The following is a 17,465-nucleotide window of genomic DNA, read 5'->3' as shown; positions in this document are numbered from 1 at the left end:
TTTATTTTGCTCCGGTTTCTCTTACTTCTATAATTTCAACAACAAAAGTGACACTTTGTCCTGCGAGAGGGTGATTAAAATCAACCGTGACTGAATGTCCAACAGCACTTCGAATTACACCAGGTAGGTCAGTGCCATCGGGTTGAGTAAAGGCAATTATCATGCCCTCTTCTACCGGTGTATCTGCATTAAATTTAGTGCGGTCAACGTAATATATATTGTCAGGATTGGGCATGCCAAACGCATCGTCAGCACTCAACAAGAAAGACTTCTTGTCACCCGCCACAAGACCTCGCAAACAGTCTTCAAAATTTTTGGTCAGACTTCCATCACCCATTACCATTTTTGCAGGTTTGTTATTTACTCTAGTACTGTCAGCAGCTGAACCATCTGAAAGCTTCAAGTCGAAATGTAAAATAACTTCGCAGTTATCTCCAATCGCCAAGGTATTATTTGTCAACTTCATTTGCCTCTTTGTTAATAAACATATCAATGATAAGCAAAACAGCGCCTATAAATATTGCAGAATCGGCAATATTAAATGCAGGCCAATGAGAAGTACCATAGTATAAATCAAGAAAATCGATTACATAACCATGCATAATACGATCGTAAACGTTACCTAATGCGCCACCCAAAATGAATGAAAAAGCGACCGGTAACAATAGTTGCTGTCGGGTTGTACTTTTCAACCACCACAATATTAAGCCACTAACGCCTAACGCAATGACACTTAAGAAGTACCGTTGCCAACCGCCAGCATCATAAAGAATACTGAATGCTGCACCGTAATTGTGTACATAAGTAAAGTTGAAAAATGGCACTATTTCGATAGACTCATACAACTGCATTGAGTTTACCACAGCTTGCTTAGTCCACTGATCCAATACCACGATAATAATTGAAATCCAGGTAAATCGCATTCCAGTATTCTTAAAAATATTAAGCATATTCGCGTACTTCCCCGTCACCATCAACGTTATCGATACATCTGTTACACAGTTCAGGATGTTTAGGATCGTTACCGACCTCTGGTTTATAATGCCAACAGCGAGCACATTTTTCGCCAGCGGCGACTAATACATCAATGAATATATTTGACTCATTCAATGCCGTGGCCGTATTCGTTTTTTCACTCAAGCTCTTCACTTCGGCTTCAGAGGTGATGAGTACAAAACGCAACTCATCTTTTAATTTAGCAAGTAAGTTGGCTTTTTCTGAATTCACATAAACAATCACTTTCGCTTCAAGTGAACCGCCAATTGTTTTTTCATTACGGGCTTTTTCCAATGCACTATTCACTTCGGTTTTTATCTTCATGACCGTCTGCCAGAAATCATTATCAAGCGAATTGGTTGCCGTGGCATCAACTGCTGGTAAACCTGTGTACCACGTACCTGTGAACACGAATTCATCACGCTCGCCCGGCATCGCTTCCCAGACCTCTTGTGCGGTAAAACTCATCACTGGCGCCATCCAACGTACGAGGGCTTCAGCAATATGATATAACGCCGTTTGGCAAGAGCGTCTCGCTAAACCATCAGTCTTAGCGGTGTATTGTCTGTCCTTTATAATATCGAGATAGAAACTCCCCATTTCGATAGAACAGAACTGCATCAATGTTTGACACACCACTAAAGTATCGTATTGATCATAGCTTTCGAGAATTTGCTTTTGCACTGCAGATGCCCGCAAAACAGCCCACTGATCTAATGCAACCATTTCATTGAAAGGCACAATATCTCTACTCGGCTCAAACCCGTTCAAGTTTGAAAGTAAGAAACGACAAGTGTTGCGAATTCGACGATAAGCATCAGCAGATCGCTTCAAAATTTCATCTGAAACTGTCATCTCGCCGCGATAATCGGTTGAACCGGCCCACAAACGCAAAATGTCAGCGCCGAGTTTATTGGTCACTTCTTGAGGTGCGACAACATTGCCCAATGATTTAGACATTTTCTTGCCGTTGGCATCAACAGTAAAACCATGGGTTAGTACTTCTTTGTAAGGAGCATGGCCATGCATAGCCGTAGAAGAAATTAATGAAGACATAAACCAACCACGATGCTGATCTGAACCTTCTAGATATAAATCGGCGCCAGCTGGAATGTCATCACGCTTATCAACCACAAAATAATGCGTAACACCAGAATCAAACCAGACATCAAGTGTATCCGTGACTTTTTGATATTGCGCTGCATCTGCCCCAATGAGACTTTCAGCCTCCATATCCCACCAAGCCTGGATCCCTTTTTGCTGAACCGCCACGGCTACTGTTTCAATAATTTGTGCGGTCTTTGGGTGCAGTTCACCTGTTTCTTCATGCACAAACAATGCAATGGGTACACCCCAAGTCCGTTGACGTGAAATACACCAATCTGGCCGGCTTTCAACCATGCTCTTAATGCGTTCTTCACCCCAGCCTGGGATCCATTTAGTCTTACTAATTTGTTCAATTGACTGCTTGCGTAAGCCTTTCTTATCCATGCTAATAAACCACTGAGGCGTGGCTCGAAAGATAATTGGTGACTTGTGACGCCAGCAGTGTGGGTAACTATGTACGTATTTAACCTGCAGGGCTAAAGCGCCCTTCTCAGCTAACGCGTCAGCAATGGGCTGATTAGCCTTAAACACGTGCAAACCCGCAAATAATGGCGTATTTTCAAGATAAACACCATTGCCTCCTACTGGATTGTAAACTTCGATATCATATTGTTTACCTACATTGAAATCGTCTACTCCGTGAGCAGGTGCAGTATGCACGCAACCGGTCCCGGCCTCAGTTGTAACATGATCACCTAAAATCAATGGCACTTTAATAGGATTCAAAGGATGGCTAACCAGCAAATGTTCAAGCTCAGTGCCGGTACATGCACCGATAACGTTGAACTCTGTAATGCCATAACGCTGCATACAAGTCTCAACTAAATCAGCCGCTATGACATAATTTTCTTTACCCGTTTGTAATGCCACTGTTACCAGTTCATAACTTAACTCTGGGTGTAAACTAATCGCGCGATTTGCAGGAATAGTCCACGGCGTTGTTGTCCAAATAACAACTGAGGACTTAGTTTGCTGCAGTAGTTCTGGATCGATATCAAAAGCATCTGCAAACCCAGCATAATCGGTAATTTCAAACTTCACATCAATTGCAGGAGACTCTTTATCCTGATATTCAACTTCAGCTTCTGCCAATGCTGACCCGCAATCTGTGCACCAATGAACCGGCTTAAAACCTTTTTCTAAATGTCCTGACTCTACGACTTTACCAAACGCTCTGATAATATTAGCTTCTGAGTTAAAGTCCATGGTCTTGTATGGATTTTGCCAATCACCTAATACACCTAAGCGAATAAAATCTTTTCGTTGCCCGTCAATCTGACGCTCAGCATAAGCTCTGCATTTTTCACGAAACTCAGCAACAGTGACCTTCTTACCTGGCTTTCCTACTTTCTTCTCTACCATCAACTCAATAGGTAAACCGTGGCAGTCCCAACCTGGCACATAAGGCGAGTCAAAGTCTGATAAGGTTTTTGACTTGACAATAATGTCTTTCAAAATTTTGTTAACCGCATGACCTATATGAATATCGCCATTCGCGTAAGGAGGGCCATCGTGCAATATAAAAGATTTTTTACCAGCTTTAGCACTTCTGATCTGCTCATACAGTTTTTTATCCGTCCACTGCTTCAACATCTGCGGCTCGCGATTAGCCAAATTACCACGCATTGGAAACCCTGTTTCAGGCAAATTTAGCGTCGGTTTATAATCAGTCATATCTGGTTTTCCACTTCTATAATTATGTTTTTTATAAATTTAATACTGACTTTATTACTACAAGTCTTTAAATATTGAATATATCTCGTGCCGCTTGAGCGTCACATTTTATCTGTTGGTGCAACGCTTCAAAATTCTCAAATTTTTTCTCATCTCTGAGTTTATGTTTAATAACAACTTCTATGTAGGTACCATAAAGGTCCTTTGTAAAATCAAACAGATGCACTTCCAGTTGCGATCTTGCACCTTTAACAGTAGGCCTGTTGCCTATATTAGCGACGCCTTTAAAGCACTGCTTAGCAATAATAACTTCAACCGCAAAAACGCCACTTATGGGCGACTTGCAGCGTTTAAGCAAAACATTTGCCGTCGGAAAACCAATGGTTCTGCCTTTTTTGTCGCCGTGATTGACTCGCCCAGCAATCGTAAACTCTCGGCCTAGCATTTCCTTGGCTAATTCAAAATTACTGTTGGACAATGCTTGGCGAATTTCGGTTGAACTAATTCTGCAATTTGCTAATTTAAAGCTTTGTGTACTAACAACGTCAAACTCAGATTTCAATCCGGCTGCTAGTAACAAATCAAAACTTCCTTTGCGTTGATGACCAAATCGAAAATCATCACCAACCACTAAAAATTTAACACCGAGTTGTTTTACTAATAAATCTTGAATAAAGCTTTCAGGACTCATTGCAGCAAAAACAGAATTAAATCGAACGCAAATAAGGCGGTCGATACCCAACGCTTTGAACTGTTGATATTTATCGCGAAAACGTGACAATCTAGCAGGTGCGTGCTGCGGAGCAAACACTTCTTCAGGTTGCGGCTCAAAAATCATAACAGTTGAGGCTAAACCGAGTGTCTTTGCTTTCTCAACTAAGTTAACTAGCACAGCCTGATGACCTAAATGAACGCCATCGAACTTACCAATAGTTAACACACAACGCTGTTGTTGTTGCCGTAAATTGTGTAGGCCTCGAATTAACTGCAAACCACCTTGCCTTTTGATGTTTGAATTATGCATTCTTCGCGGTTCTTAATAAAAATCGAGAGCAATACACAAAAATTAAATGAATGTAATCGTTTTAAAGCATTAAGATTATAAACGACCGCTGGGTGAATACCAATGATTATAAGGAGACCAAGCCAATTTTTTAGATCGATTTTTGTATTTTTAAATGGCTTGGTCGAATTCCAACCAATATTAAGCTGATCGCAAAGACACTGATGCCTAAAACAACAAGTTTAATTAGCATATTAACGCGCGCCATCAAGTTCGTCGATCCCCAGGCAAAATTAAGGTTAAAGATATAAATAGATATACCCATAAAAATCGATGCTAACACCACTTTAATAATAAAACTGAGGGTATCGCGTCTTAGTTTATAGATACCTTGTCGATGCAAGCGCTGATAGAGAAGGATGGCATTTAACGTACCCGACATGGCAGTAGCAATAGCTAAACCGACATAACCGAAAGGGATAGCGAAAATCAGGTTAAATAGCATATTAGTGGCCATAGTAATAATGCCGTACTTTACCGGTGTCCGAGTGTCTTGACGAGCATAGAACGCTGGAGCAAGTATTTTAACTAGCATGAAACCCAATAGACCACTGCCGTAAGCAATTAGACTATAAGACGCCATTTGCGCATCCACGACCGAGAACTCGCCGCGTTGAAAAATAACCATTAAAAGTGGAAACGCCAATAGAACGAGCGCCGTCGCTGCCGGTATACCGAGTAGGCAAATAATCTTAAATGCCCAATCCAAATTATTTTTGAAGCCTTGATTGTCTTTGCCAACATGATTTCGTGAAAGTGCAGGTAATATAACCGTTGCTATAGCGATACCAAATAAGCCAAGTGGAAATTCCAGTAAGCGGTCGCTGTAATACAGCCAACTAATTGAGCCTGTCATTAAGAAACTCGCTATTAGTGTGTCAAGAAGTAAGTTTATTTGACTCACGGATACCCCAAACAGCGCAGGGATCATCAGGATTCTTACTTTGGTCACATTGGGATCGCGCCAACCCCACTTGGGCTTAACCAGAAGGCCTGCTCGGTATAAAAAAGGAAGTTGAAATAATAGTTGCACTATGCCACCGATAAAGACACCCCATGCTAACGCGAAAGCAGGTTGCTCTAATCTTTCAGCAAATAACCATGCACAGGCGATAATACTGAGATTAAGCAGGACAGGCGTAAAGGCAGCTACCGCAAATTTGTTGAGTGTATTGAGCACAGCCCCAGCAAATCCAGTCAGTGATATAAAAAATATATAAGGAAACGTGATTTTTAGCATAACCGACGCTAGCTCGAAGTTAGCCCCATCTGGTTCGTCATTTAAGTAGTCGATAAACCAGCCGGTACCAAATAACGCAGCCAGTACAGGCGATAAAACCACACCGACTATGGCTGTTATGAAAACAATTGCACCAAGTGTACCGGACACTTTTGCAACGAAGTCTTCCAATTCAGCTTTGTCTTGATGTGCCTTTACCTCAGTTAAGACGGGGACAAATGCTTGCGCAAAAGCGCCTTCTGCGAACAATCTACGTAAAAAATTGGGGATTTTGTTAGCAAAAAAGAAGACATCGGCGGCGGCTCCTGCACCCATTAAATTAGCGACCACAACATCTCTCACTAATCCGAGCACTCTCGATATTAACGTCATTGAGCTGACGACAATCCCTGATTTTAACATCGACGCACTTTCACCTTAAAGTTATTCCTATTTGTAGCCAACGGTTGTTACTGCTTTTGTCTATTTATAATCGCATTAATACCCTTAGGCTCGCAATAACTACTTGCTCATTGCACAAATAACGGGCGCTTTTATACATAAATAAATGTAAAGTCCGTAACAGAGGACCGCAAGTTGGTTATTTGCGTTATTTTTCGCTTTTAACCGTCAATTTTATTGACACGGGTATTTAAAAACCGGATAATCCGCACCCTCAATTTTGACATGAATTTATTTAGGAGTTTCACCTTGGCTAACATTAAGTCTGCGAAGAAACGTGCAATCCAATCTGAGAAGCGTCGCCAGCATAATGCAAGCCGTCGCTCCATGACCCGTACGTGCATCAAGAAAGTACTTGCCGCTATTACAGCTGGTGATAAAGCAGCTGCACAGGCAGCATTTACAGTAGCAGTTCCGGTTTTGGACCGTATGGCAACTAAAGGCCTTATTCATAAGAATAAAGCGGCTCGTCATAAGAGTCGTCTAAATACACAAATAAACGCGCTGTAAAGACGTTTTCTTACAACACGATTTATAGTGTTAACGTTTAGCACGCAAAAGAGTTGAAAGTAATTTAAAAGACGCCTAATCGGCGTTTTTTTTTGAGCGTAATAAATAAGCGTTAGTGCGACCTGCAAATGGGTTTTAGGCTGCTATTAACCAACTGTCATTTTGATCTTAAAAGAATGTGTACTATTTAAACAAATATAACGTATGTTGTTTAACTGGTTTGCACTTATACGCGTCGCAAGCAAACATTGTGTAAGATAATGTAATACAAATTAATACCCTGGAGTACAATCTGATTGTTTAAGTTCTTGTTTCTAATCCCTATCGTTCTTTGTATTTTCTGGCTATTCTATTTACGCGCTAGTGGCCACTCAATATCACAAGGAAAACAGGGCTTTATTTATATTATTGTCATTTCTGGAACCATTCTCGCTACCTTTTCAGGCATCATGTGGTTGTTGTGAGATACAAAAAACCCCGTGATCTAGAAAAGCTCACGGGGTTTGTATTAACCTTTACTCTATTCAATCAGTTAGACTAAGTAGGCTTCGTCCAAACAGCTTATCTTTTCATAATCTCGATATCAGCTTTACTTTTTAATGCGTCTACAAAGTTATCATAAGCGTTTCGGCTCTCATTGCTTGCCAAACCTGTTCTCGCTGCAAGCAAGTCCTCTTCTGACACCTCAGATACAGATTGAACTGAATCTAAGATAACCAAACCGACATTGCCTGAACTCAGCTTAACAACTGATACGTTTTGCTGTGAAACTGGCGATAGCTTAAATATTGCAATATTCATCTCAACAGGAATTTCGCGACCAAAACGAGGAATACTCTCAACCGTTTTGATTTCTAATGACTTTGCAGTTAACGTTTCATCGATTGATTCGCCAGCAAATATTTTAGCTTTAAGAGATTCAGCCCAATCAACCGCGGCTTGCTGGGTCTTTCTAGCCGTGAGTTGATTTACGATACTCGCACTGACGTCTTCTAGTGGCAACGTTCGTTGTGGGTTATGACCTATCACTCTTGTGACCATAATCTTTTCGTCTGTTATCTTAAGAACATCACTGTTTAAACCGCTTTCAACTAACTCGAGACTAAACGCAACATTTTCGACTTGTGGATAGTTAACTGATGCAGGGTAATTGGTTTTCTCAAAAAACGCAGTATCAATAATAGGCCTGTTAGTAATTTCAGACACTCGTTGCAAACTATCAGGCTGTTCAAATGCAGCACTAGCTACTTGTTCTTGAAGACCAAAGAAACTCCCCATTGCTTTGTCTCTCAACAGTCTTTGAGTTAGCTCTTCTTGAACTTCAGCAAACGGCGTTGTGATTATCGGTATTAATTCGGTAAGCTTAATAATGTGATAACCGAACTCGGTCTGCACCAGTCCACTGCTATCGCCTACTTCTTTTAAGCCAAATGCTGCATCTTCGAATGACTCACTCCAATCACCTCTACTAATGAAATCTAAGTCGCCACCAACTTCAGCGCTAATTGTATCCGTAGAACGTTCTGATGCGATTTTAGCAAAGTCAGCTTCTGCTACCTGTACCAATGCAAGCACTTCCTCCGCAGTTGCTTTAGCTGCCGATTCATCGTCGCCAAATTCAATTAAAATGTGTGATATGCGGCGTTCTTCTAGCGTTTGGTAAGCGGCTAGATTCTCTTCGTAATTAGCAAAAACATCTTCTTCTGTTACAACTTCGTTCGTAATCAAATCAGCAACGGAGATTGTTACATAAGATAACTTGACCTGTTCTTGTGTATCAAAATCACTCAAATTAGATTGATAATATTGCTCAACTTCTTCGTCAGACACAGTAACATCGGTCGCAAAATCTGCTGCACTAACTTCAAGCGTTCTCGCTGTTCTCGTCTGCTGCTGTAAACGCAATATGGCAGTTACTTCGTCATCAATACTGAAGCTTGAACCATTAATCACGTTGCTTAGCTGCTCAGTTGTCATTTGCTTGCGCAAATAGGCTCGAAAACTTGCCGGTGTAAAATTCTGTCTAGCAATAACTGCTTGGAAAGTATCGTTATCAAACTGGCCCGCAATTTTAAATGCGTCAATATCAAAAATAGTCTGTTTAATCTGCTCAGTGCTTACCCGTAACCCAAGTTCAGTTGCTTGCTGTTCAATCAGCTTCTCTGAAATTAGTTGGTCTAAAACCTGCGTTCTAAACGTTTCCAAGTAAGTTTCATTGGCAAACGCAGCAGCAACTGACTCACCAAATTGAGCTTCCATTCTGGCTCGTTGATTTTGGTAGGCTGCTTCAACATCATTTAACGTGATGTCTTCACCGTTCACTGTCGCTGCCGCTGGGGTTGATGAAGAACCTAAGTAACTTCCAACGCCAGTAACTGCGAAACTAATAATTATTAAGCCAACGATCGTTATGGCTAAAGGACCTTGAGAGCCCTCTCTAATTTTTTCTAACATAAATTAAAACAACCTTGTAATACTAACTTTCATGTCGCAATCAAACGAGTGACTGCGCCGCTTAATTCGCTTTTTTCGCGCCGGATATTATACCCGTTGAACAACGCCTGCGCGACTATTGAGGGTTCTTTTTTACATTATATAAATAAAAAAGGCGATGGAGTAGCCATCGCCTTTTTAAAATAAAACTAAAATGCTTAGTTAACAGCGTCTTTCAATGCTTTACCAGCTTTGAATGAAGGTACTTTAGCAGCAGCAATCTGGATAGTCTCACCAGTTTGTGGGTTACGGCCGCTACGTGCAGCGCGCTCACGAACTGAGAATGTACCGAAACCGACAAGTGCTACTTGATCGCCATCTTTAAGAGCAGAAGTAACTGCGTCAGTGAAAGCATCTAATGCACGACCCGCAGCAGCTTTAGAAATGTCTGCGCTAGCAGCAATTGTATCGATTAGTTGAGACTTGTTCACAATATGACCCCTTTATTTTTTTATTATATTGCTTAATGCAAAATTATATCGTCTAAAAGTTATAACAAGCTTGCAGTAGAACTTCAAGCTATGATTAACAAATTTTTAACTTCCTAGTAAATCGCTTGCTATCCCTTTCGTGACAAGGCATTAAGCGAGTACGGATGTTAAGGTAGCATAACTAACGGACTTGTGAAGCCCTAATATTTAAAAAAAGTAAAAAAATTGTGTTTAATTCGAAAAAATCGCCTGTTTTTTATTCAACAGGCAAGTCTTCGAATCATTTCATCCTAAATTACGATAAAATTTCTATCGCTTCAACAGGAGACTCAAGTGCGATACTCAGCACTTCATCTATCCATCGGACCGGATGAATATTAAGATCACCAATCACATTTTTAGGGATCTCTTCCAAATCACGCTCATTATCTTTTGGTATTATGACGGTTTTTATACCACCACGATGAGCCGCCAATAACTTTTCTTTTAAACCACCAATGGCTAATACTTCGCCTCTAAGCGTAATTTCACCCGTCATTGCAACATCGCATCTCACCGGATTACCCGTCAATGATGAGACCAATGCAGTACACATACCGATGCCAGCACTTGGACCGTCTTTTGGGGTCGCGCCTTCTGGTACATGAACGTGTATATCTCGTTTTTCATGGAAGTCACTATTAATACGCAACTTTTCTGCTCTTGAACGAACAACCGTCAATGCGGTTTTAATTGACTCTTGCATGACATCACCTAAAGAACCAGTAAAGGTGGTCTTGCCTTTGCCAGGAACAGAAGTAGCTTCTATTGTAAGTAGATCACCACCCACCTGAGTCCACGCTAAACCAGTTACTTGACCCACTTGGTTGTTCTTGTCAGCTTTGCCGTAATCACAACGTTGAACACCCAAGTATTCTTTTAAGTTGTCTTGATTAACGACAACGGTCTTGCTGCCTTTATTCAATAAAATATGTTTGACTGCTTTTCGGCAGATTTTTGATATTTCTCTTTCAAGATTTCTGACACCTGCTTCTCGTGTGTAATAACGAATAATACCAATGATTGCAGAGTCTTCTATTGTGAGTTCTTTATCGTTCAATCCATTGCGGGAAATTTGTTTGCTTATCAAATGGCGGATCGCAATGTTCAGCTTCTCGTCTTCCGTGTATCCAGACAAACGAATAACTTCCATCCGATCTAATAACGGACCCGGTATATTCATACTATTTGAGGTCGCAACGAACATCACATCCGATAGGTCGTAATCGACTTCTAAATAGTGATCACTAAAGGTCGAGTTTTGCTCTGGATCCAGAACTTCTAGCAATGCTGAAGACGGATCTCCACGCATATCAGAAGATATTTTGTCAATCTCGTCTAACAAAAACAATGGATTTTTAACCCCAACCTTTGACATCTTTTGAATCAACTTACCCGGCAACGAGCCAATATATGTGCGGCGGTGACCTCTTATTTCAGCTTCATCTCGCATACCACCCAACGCCATCCTGACATATTGTCTGCCTGTCGCTCTCGCAATAGACTGACCCAATGAGGTTTTACCAACGCCAGGAGGACCCACCAAACATAGAATAGGACCTTTGAGTTTCTTGACACGCTGTTGCACTGCTAAATATTCAAGGATACGTTCTTTGACTTTTTCTAGGCCGTAATGGTCGTTATCTAGCACTTCTTCAGCTTTTGCTAAGTCTTTTTTCACCGTGCTGCGTTTATACCAAGGCACTGACGTCAACCAATCGATATAACTCCTAACGACCGTTGCTTCAGCGGACATCGGCGACATCATTTTCAATTTATTTAACTCAGCGTCGGCTTTGTCTTTTACTTCTTTAGGCATTTTTGCTTCGATAATCTTCTTAGCTAACGCTTCGAATTCATCGGGTGCTTCGTCCATCTCACCAAGTTCTTTTTGAATCGCTTTCATTTGCTCGTTGAGGTAGTACTCGCGCTGACTTTTTTCCATCTGTTTTTTAACGCGAGTTCTTATTTTTTTCTCAACCTGCAGTAGATCAATCTCACCTTCCATCAGCGCCATTAGGTACTCTAAACGCTCTGTAATAGGGTTCATTTCAAGTACTTTTTGCTTCTCTGCCAGTTTCAGCGGCATATGAGCAGCCATCGTGTCGGCCAATCTTGCAGCGTCCTCGATGCCATTTAGTGACGTTAGCACCTCTGGTGGAATTTTCTTATTTAGTTTTACGTAGCCTTCAAATTGAGAAACAGCAGAGCGTATCAATACTTCCTGCTCGGCTTCGTCTAATGTTTCGACCTCGAATGATTCTATCTCGCCGGTAAAGAACGGGTCAGTATCAATATACTTCTCAATTTGACCACGGACATTACCTTCTACCAACACTTTGACAGTTCCATCAGGCAATTTAAGAAGCTGTAGGATGGTCGCTACGGTTCCAACCGTATAAATGTCATCGACCGCTGGCTCATCAACACCAGCATCTTTTTGTGCGACTAAAAATATTTGCTTGTCATTATCCATTGCCGCTTCTAAACACTGGATAGACTTTTCCCGCCCTACAAAGAGCGGGATAACCATATGCGGGTAAACGACCACATCTCGCAATGCCAATATTGGCATTGTTCTGAGATTATTGAGCTCAGTTGTCATAGTTCTCTCTTGTTTTTGCACTTGCTGTTTATATGGGGCTTGGCTGGCAAAGTTCAAACCAAAATTCAAAAAAACCAAAAATTAATTAAAAAAAAAGCTGAGAAGTCAGTCCCTATGGTTCTGTCAGCTCAGCTTTGATTGTCTTAAATATAGATTTTTACTCTGAAACTGCCTTTTTGTCTGGTGCATTGTCGTAAATAAGTAGTGGTTTAGACTCGCCTTTAATAACAGCTTCATCGATAACGACCTTACTTACTTTTGGCATTGACGGCAATTCATACATTGTGTCTAATAACACAGCTTCAACAATCGAACGCAGGCCGCGGGCTCCCGTTTTGCGATTCATCGCTTTGGTTGCAATTGCATGCAATGCATCATCCCGAAATTCGAGTTCAGTGTCTTCTAAAGCAAACAGAGCACCATATTGTTTGGTGATCGCATTTTTAGGCTCTTTCAAAATCTGAATGAGCGCATCTTCGTTTAGTTCTTCTAGACTAGCTACTACCGGTAAACGCCCAATAAACTCAGGAATGAGACCGTATTTAACTAAATCTTGAGGTTCAACTTCTTTGAACAACTGACTAACCGCTTTTTTGTCTGCTGCGGACTTCACTTCAGCACCAAAACCAATGCCAGCACCTTTGGATACGCGTTGTTCAATCACTTTATCTAGGCCGGAAAACGCGCCACCGCAAATAAATAGGATTTTAGACGTATCGACTTGTAAAAACTCTTGTTGTGGATGCTTTCTGCCGCCCTGTGGCGGAACAGATGCTATCGTACCTTCAATAAGCTTCAACAATGCCTGCTGTACGCCTTCACCAGAAACATCTCTAGTGATCGATGGATTGTCAGATTTGCGTGAAATTTTATCAATCTCATCGATATACACAATGCCACGCTGCGCTTTTTCAGGGTCATAATCACATTTTTGCAGCAATTTTTGAATGATATTTTCTACATCCTCACCAACATAACCTGCTTCCGTAAGGGTAGTTGCGTCGGCCATTGTAAAAGGCACATCTAGCAATCGTGCTAACGTCTCAGCCAGTAGTGTCTTACCGCTGCCTGTGGGGCCGATCAGAAGGATGTTACTTTTACCTAGCTCCACGCCGTCATGCACATCATTATTACGCAACCTTTTATAATGATTATAAACCGCTACAGCTAATACTTTCTTAGCGTGCTCTTGACCAATCACGTAATCGTTTAGGTGTTTGTGAATATCGCTTGGTGTTGGCAAAGCATCAGTCTTTTGCTTTGGTGAAATCTCTTTAATTTCTTCGCGAATAATATCGTTACACAACTCAACACATTCATCACAGATGAATACACTCGGGCCCGCAATTAGCTTTCGAACTTCATGTTGGCTTTTACCACAAAACGAGCAATACAGTAATTTGCTGTCCCCGTCTTTATCATGGTCATCACTCATAAAATTTGCCTTTTCGTTCTTACCCTAAATCGGGTTTTTATGATGGCTCGCAAAATGAAGAAAGGGCGAGCCATTGTTACTCAATAACTTAATATGGCGATTAATCTGCTTTTTTCAATACGTCTGCACGATTTGTCATTACTGCATCAACTAATCCATAGTCGACTGAATCTTGCGCGCTTAAAAAGTTATCACGATCGGTGTCTTTTGCTACTTTCTCATAGTCCTGGCCAGTATGTTTGGCCATTAGCCTATTCATTTTCTCTTTAATAGACAGGATTTCTTTAGCATGTATTTCAAAGTCAGATGCCTGCCCCTGAAATCCGCCTAGTGGCTGATGGATCATAACACGTGCATTCGGCAAACAATAACGCTTTCCTTTTGCACCTGCAGAAAGCAAAAATGCCCCCATACTAGCTGCCTGTCCAATACATACAGTACTAACATCTGGCTTAATAAAATTCATTGTATCATATATGGCCATGCCCGCTGTGACCGAACCGCCAGGCGAATTAATGTATAAGAAAATATCCTTTTCTGGATTCTCTGCTTCCAAGAATAGCATCTGAGCAACAATTAAGTTTGCCATATGATCTTCAACCTGACCCACCATAAAAATGACGTTCTCTTTTAGTAGGCGTGAATAGATGTCATAAGAGCGTTCACCACGAGGGGTTTGCTCTATTACCATCGGTACTAATGCGCTTTGTGGTTCTGTAATTATATTTGTCATATTTCTCTTCATAAAAAAAATGCCCGGATAATCCGAGCATTTAATCAGTTGATAACCTGTTAAGTCAATTGTTGAAGAACAATTTAGGCGTTTTTGTTCATGATTTCGTCAAAAGCTTTCTTAACTTCTTTCACTTTTGCTTTTTCAAGAATAGCTTCAATTGCTTGTTCTTCTAATGCAAGGTTCTGCATTTGTTGCTTTAACTCAGTATTCGACTGGTAATACTCGACCACTTCTTTCGGGTCTTCGTATGCAGACGCTGCAGTCTCAATTAATTGAGTAACTTTAGCTTCATCTGCCTCTAGTTTATTGTCTTTAATCACTTCGCCAAGTAACAAACCAATGCTGACGCGACGCTTCGCATTTTCTAAGAACAAGTCTGCTGGTAACTCAGGAACCTCACCACCTTTACCCTGTTGCTCAAAACGTTGCTTTGCTTGCTGACGCAATGCGTCGATTTCTTGATCGACAAGTGATTTTGGTAAATCTAGTTGATTATTCTCTAACAAACCAACGATCACATTTTCTTTTACGGTTGCTTTTAACGTTTGGTCTAGTTCGCGCTGCATATTTTTCTTAACTTCAGCTTTAAGCGCTTCGACACCGCCCTCTTCGACACCAAACAATTTAGAAAATTCATCATCTACTTTGGGTAAATCTAAGCCTTCAACTTTCGTTACTGTAATAGCAAAAGAGGCATTTTTACCTTTCAGAGCTTCAGCATGATAATCGTCAGGGAAAGTCACTTCAGAAACAATTTCATCACCTGTTTTAGCGCCAACTAGTGGCTTTTCGAAACCAGGGATCATGCGACTTTTACCAAGTTCCAATGGGAAATCTTCGGCTTTACCGCCGTCGAACTCTTCACCATCAATTGTGCCAACAAAGTTAATCGTTACTTTGTCGTCTTTCTTAGCTTTGCGTTTTACTTCTTTCCATGATGCATGCTGTGTTTGCAACGTTTTCATCATAGTGTCTAAGTCTTTGTCTGTGATTTCAACTACTGGCTTCTCGACGTTAATTTTGTCAAGACCGGTCACTTTCACTTCTGGATAAACTTCAAAAGTAGCAACAAACTCTAAGTCTTGACCATCAACATCTTTAGTTAAATCAAAAGTAGGCATGCCTGCTGGCGTGATTTTCTCTTTCATTATTGCTTCGTAGAAATTACGCTGCATAACATCACCAGCAACTTCTTGACGAACTGCCTGACCGAAACGCTTCTTAATGACGCTTACTGGAACTTTACCTGGGCGAAAACCGTTAATACGTTGTGTTTTTGCTAATTGTTGTAAACGTCCTTTAACAGCGGTATCTACAGAATCTGCAGAAACGGTAATAGTAAGACGGCGTTCTAAACCTTGAGTCGTCTCGACTGACACTTGCATTGTTCTACCTCAACTTGCGCCTCTAAGCGCTTTACATGAATCAACACGCTAATATGACTAATGCCATGGTGTTGTCGAATGTGGATTAATCAAACTAAGCCACATGAGTTTAAAAATGGACGCGGAATTATACAGAGACGATACCGCAGAGTCGAGTGATTACGGGTAATAAATGTAAATTAATTGCTATGTCCCCGCCATGGCTACAAAAATAGGCTGATTATTTAGTCGAAAGCAGGGGGTCGGATTCCGACTTCGGTTGGATTCCGGCATCGCCCTGACACCCGCTCAATTTTAGTGCTGCATACGCAAAGCGATTAAATATCTTAGGTAAGTTTAATACAAAGCCATTTAATAACTAAATGGCCAATCTGAATGAATACATGAAATTAGTTGAGCATTGATCTGATCATTATCAAGTATTGATTACGTTTACAGACTGCAATTTTTAAATTTGGAACGTTGAACTAGCACGTTTTAGTGTTTTTGGAATTTTGGAATTTTAGAATTTTAGAATTTTAGAATTTTGGAATTTTTTATGTGGTGACCCAGGAGTGCTGCGGCTTTCTGACAAGATGGTCGGTGAGATAGGATTCGAACCTACGACCCCCTGGACCCAAACCAGGTGCGCTACCAAGCTGCGCCACTCACCGACATTTTACTCTTTGTATGTGCCGAACACATAATATGGTGCGGAAGGAGAGACTTGAACTCTCACGCCGTGAAGCACTGGAACCTAAATCCAGCGTGTCTACCAATTCCACCACTCCCGCAAAACTATTCCCTGCCAAGGGATGCACTAAGCTCGATATTGCTAATTAAATAAACAACGTCACTCGATGCAAAAAAAGTGGGGTGGACGATGGGGTTTGAACCCACGACCGCTGGAATCACAATCCAGAGCTCTACCAACTGAGCTACGCCCACCACTGTTTTCACTCACACCACGTACGTCGATTCGCATGGTGGTCCCAGAAGGATTCGAACCTTCGACCCACGGCTTAGAAAGCCGTTGCTCTATCCAGCTGAGCTATGGAACCCCGTCGAATCTAAAGTAAATGGTCGGTGAGATAGGATTCGAACCTACGACCCCCTGGACCCAAACCAGGTGCGCTACCAAGCTGCGCCACTCACCGAATCCGCATAAGTAGTTCACTACCTCTACGGGGGGCGCATATTACCGATTTGCCTTTGTATCGTCAAACACTTTTTACAATGTATTTGAGTTTTTCTTCAGTTACTCAAAAAGCAATCACATCGTTTCTTTAAGAGTATATTTTAATAGCCGATTTTATTACACTACGCACATT

General features: G+C 41.2%; 12 protein-coding genes and 5 tRNA genes. 1 reads left to right on the top strand and 16 read right to left on the bottom strand.

Features of this window, described 5'->3' with window-relative positions; all coding sequences use genetic code 11:
• Position 1: 1 nt before the first annotated feature.
• The 5 genes from fkpB to murJ all read right to left on the bottom strand — a co-directional run bounded on the left by fkpB (position 2) and on the right by murJ (position 6,482).
• The gene (gene fkpB, locus CXF81_RS11255; protein WP_369828683.1) at positions 2–466 is read right to left on the bottom strand and encodes an FKBP-type peptidyl-prolyl cis-trans isomerase; all 465 of its coding nucleotides are present in this window, start codon (positions 464–466) and stop codon (positions 2–4) included.
• Positions 450–950 carry a signal peptidase II gene (gene lspA / locus CXF81_RS11250; RefSeq protein WP_101181440.1) on the bottom strand — a complete coding sequence of 167 codons (501 nt, stop codon included), beginning with the start codon at positions 948–950 and terminating at the stop codon, positions 450–452. Before lspA ends, fkpB begins: the two co-directional genes overlap by 17 nt.
• The gene (gene ileS / locus CXF81_RS11245) at positions 943–3,777 is read right to left on the bottom strand and encodes an isoleucine--tRNA ligase (RefSeq protein WP_101181439.1); all 2,835 of its coding nucleotides are present in this window, start codon (positions 3,775–3,777) and stop codon (positions 943–945) included. Before ileS ends, lspA begins: the two co-directional genes overlap by 8 nt.
• A gap of 67 nt (positions 3,778–3,844) precedes the next feature.
• On the bottom strand, positions 3,845–4,801 hold the full coding sequence (ribF, locus tag CXF81_RS11240; RefSeq protein ID WP_198556382.1) for a bifunctional riboflavin kinase/FAD synthetase: 957 nt from the start codon (positions 4,799–4,801) through the stop codon (positions 3,845–3,847).
• 130 nt (positions 4,802–4,931) lie between these two features.
• Positions 4,932–6,482, bottom strand: a complete 1,551-nt coding sequence (gene murJ / locus CXF81_RS11235) for a murein biosynthesis integral membrane protein MurJ (protein ID WP_101181438.1) — start codon at positions 6,480–6,482, stop codon at positions 4,932–4,934.
• Between the two features lie 288 nt (positions 6,483–6,770).
• Here murJ and rpsT point away from each other — a divergent pair, with 288 nt between their 5' ends.
• Complete coding sequence (rpsT, locus tag CXF81_RS11230) at positions 6,771–7,031, top strand: 30S ribosomal protein S20 (protein WP_101181437.1); 261 nt, start codon at positions 6,771–6,773, stop codon at positions 7,029–7,031.
• Positions 7,032–7,592: 561 nt separating this feature from the next.
• Here the strand turns inward: rpsT and CXF81_RS11225 are convergent.
• The 11 genes from CXF81_RS11225 to CXF81_RS11175 all read right to left on the bottom strand — a co-directional run bounded on the left by CXF81_RS11225 (position 7,593) and on the right by CXF81_RS11175 (position 17,291).
• Entirely contained in the window at positions 7,593–9,485 is a 1,893-nt protein-coding gene (locus tag CXF81_RS11225) for a SurA N-terminal domain-containing protein (RefSeq protein WP_101181436.1), read from the bottom strand.
• A 197-nt stretch (positions 9,486–9,682) separates the two neighbouring features.
• Positions 9,683–9,955: a nucleoid-associated protein HU-beta gene (gene hupB / locus CXF81_RS11220; protein ID WP_006009977.1), complete on the bottom strand. Its 273-nt coding sequence runs from the start codon at positions 9,953–9,955 to the stop codon at positions 9,683–9,685.
• Positions 9,956–10,250: 295 nt separating this feature from the next.
• Complete coding sequence (gene lon, locus CXF81_RS11215) at positions 10,251–12,599, bottom strand: endopeptidase La (protein ID WP_101181509.1); 2,349 nt, start codon at positions 12,597–12,599, stop codon at positions 10,251–10,253.
• A gap of 157 nt (positions 12,600–12,756) precedes the next feature.
• Positions 12,757–14,034, bottom strand: a complete 1,278-nt coding sequence (gene clpX / locus CXF81_RS11210; protein WP_101181435.1) for an ATP-dependent protease ATP-binding subunit ClpX — start codon at positions 14,032–14,034, stop codon at positions 12,757–12,759.
• A gap of 100 nt (positions 14,035–14,134) precedes the next feature.
• A complete protein-coding gene (clpP, locus tag CXF81_RS11205; RefSeq protein WP_101181434.1) occupies positions 14,135–14,767 on the bottom strand; it encodes an ATP-dependent Clp endopeptidase proteolytic subunit ClpP in 633 nt (210 codons plus the stop codon).
• Positions 14,768–14,850: 83 nt separating this feature from the next.
• A complete protein-coding gene (tig, locus tag CXF81_RS11200) occupies positions 14,851–16,155 on the bottom strand; it encodes a trigger factor (protein WP_101181433.1) in 1,305 nt (434 codons plus the stop codon).
• Between the two features lie 576 nt (positions 16,156–16,731).
• Positions 16,732–16,808: transfer RNA gene (locus tag CXF81_RS11195), tRNA-Pro, on the bottom strand.
• Between the two features lie 35 nt (positions 16,809–16,843).
• Positions 16,844–16,928 (bottom strand) — tRNA-Leu (locus CXF81_RS11190).
• Between the two features lie 78 nt (positions 16,929–17,006).
• A tRNA-His gene (locus CXF81_RS11185) sits at positions 17,007–17,082 on the bottom strand.
• Positions 17,083–17,118: 36 nt separating this feature from the next.
• Positions 17,119–17,195 (bottom strand) — tRNA-Arg (locus tag CXF81_RS11180).
• A gap of 19 nt (positions 17,196–17,214) precedes the next feature.
• Positions 17,215–17,291 (bottom strand) — tRNA-Pro (locus tag CXF81_RS11175).
• Between the last annotated feature and the right edge of the window lie 174 nt (positions 17,292–17,465).

This window comes from Glaciecola sp. 33A, assembly GCF_002836745.1.
Classification (GTDB): Bacteria; Pseudomonadota; Gammaproteobacteria; order Enterobacterales; family Alteromonadaceae; genus Glaciecola.
Note: the sequence above shows the minus strand (reverse complement) of the source record. Positions and strands in the feature narration are given on the sequence as shown.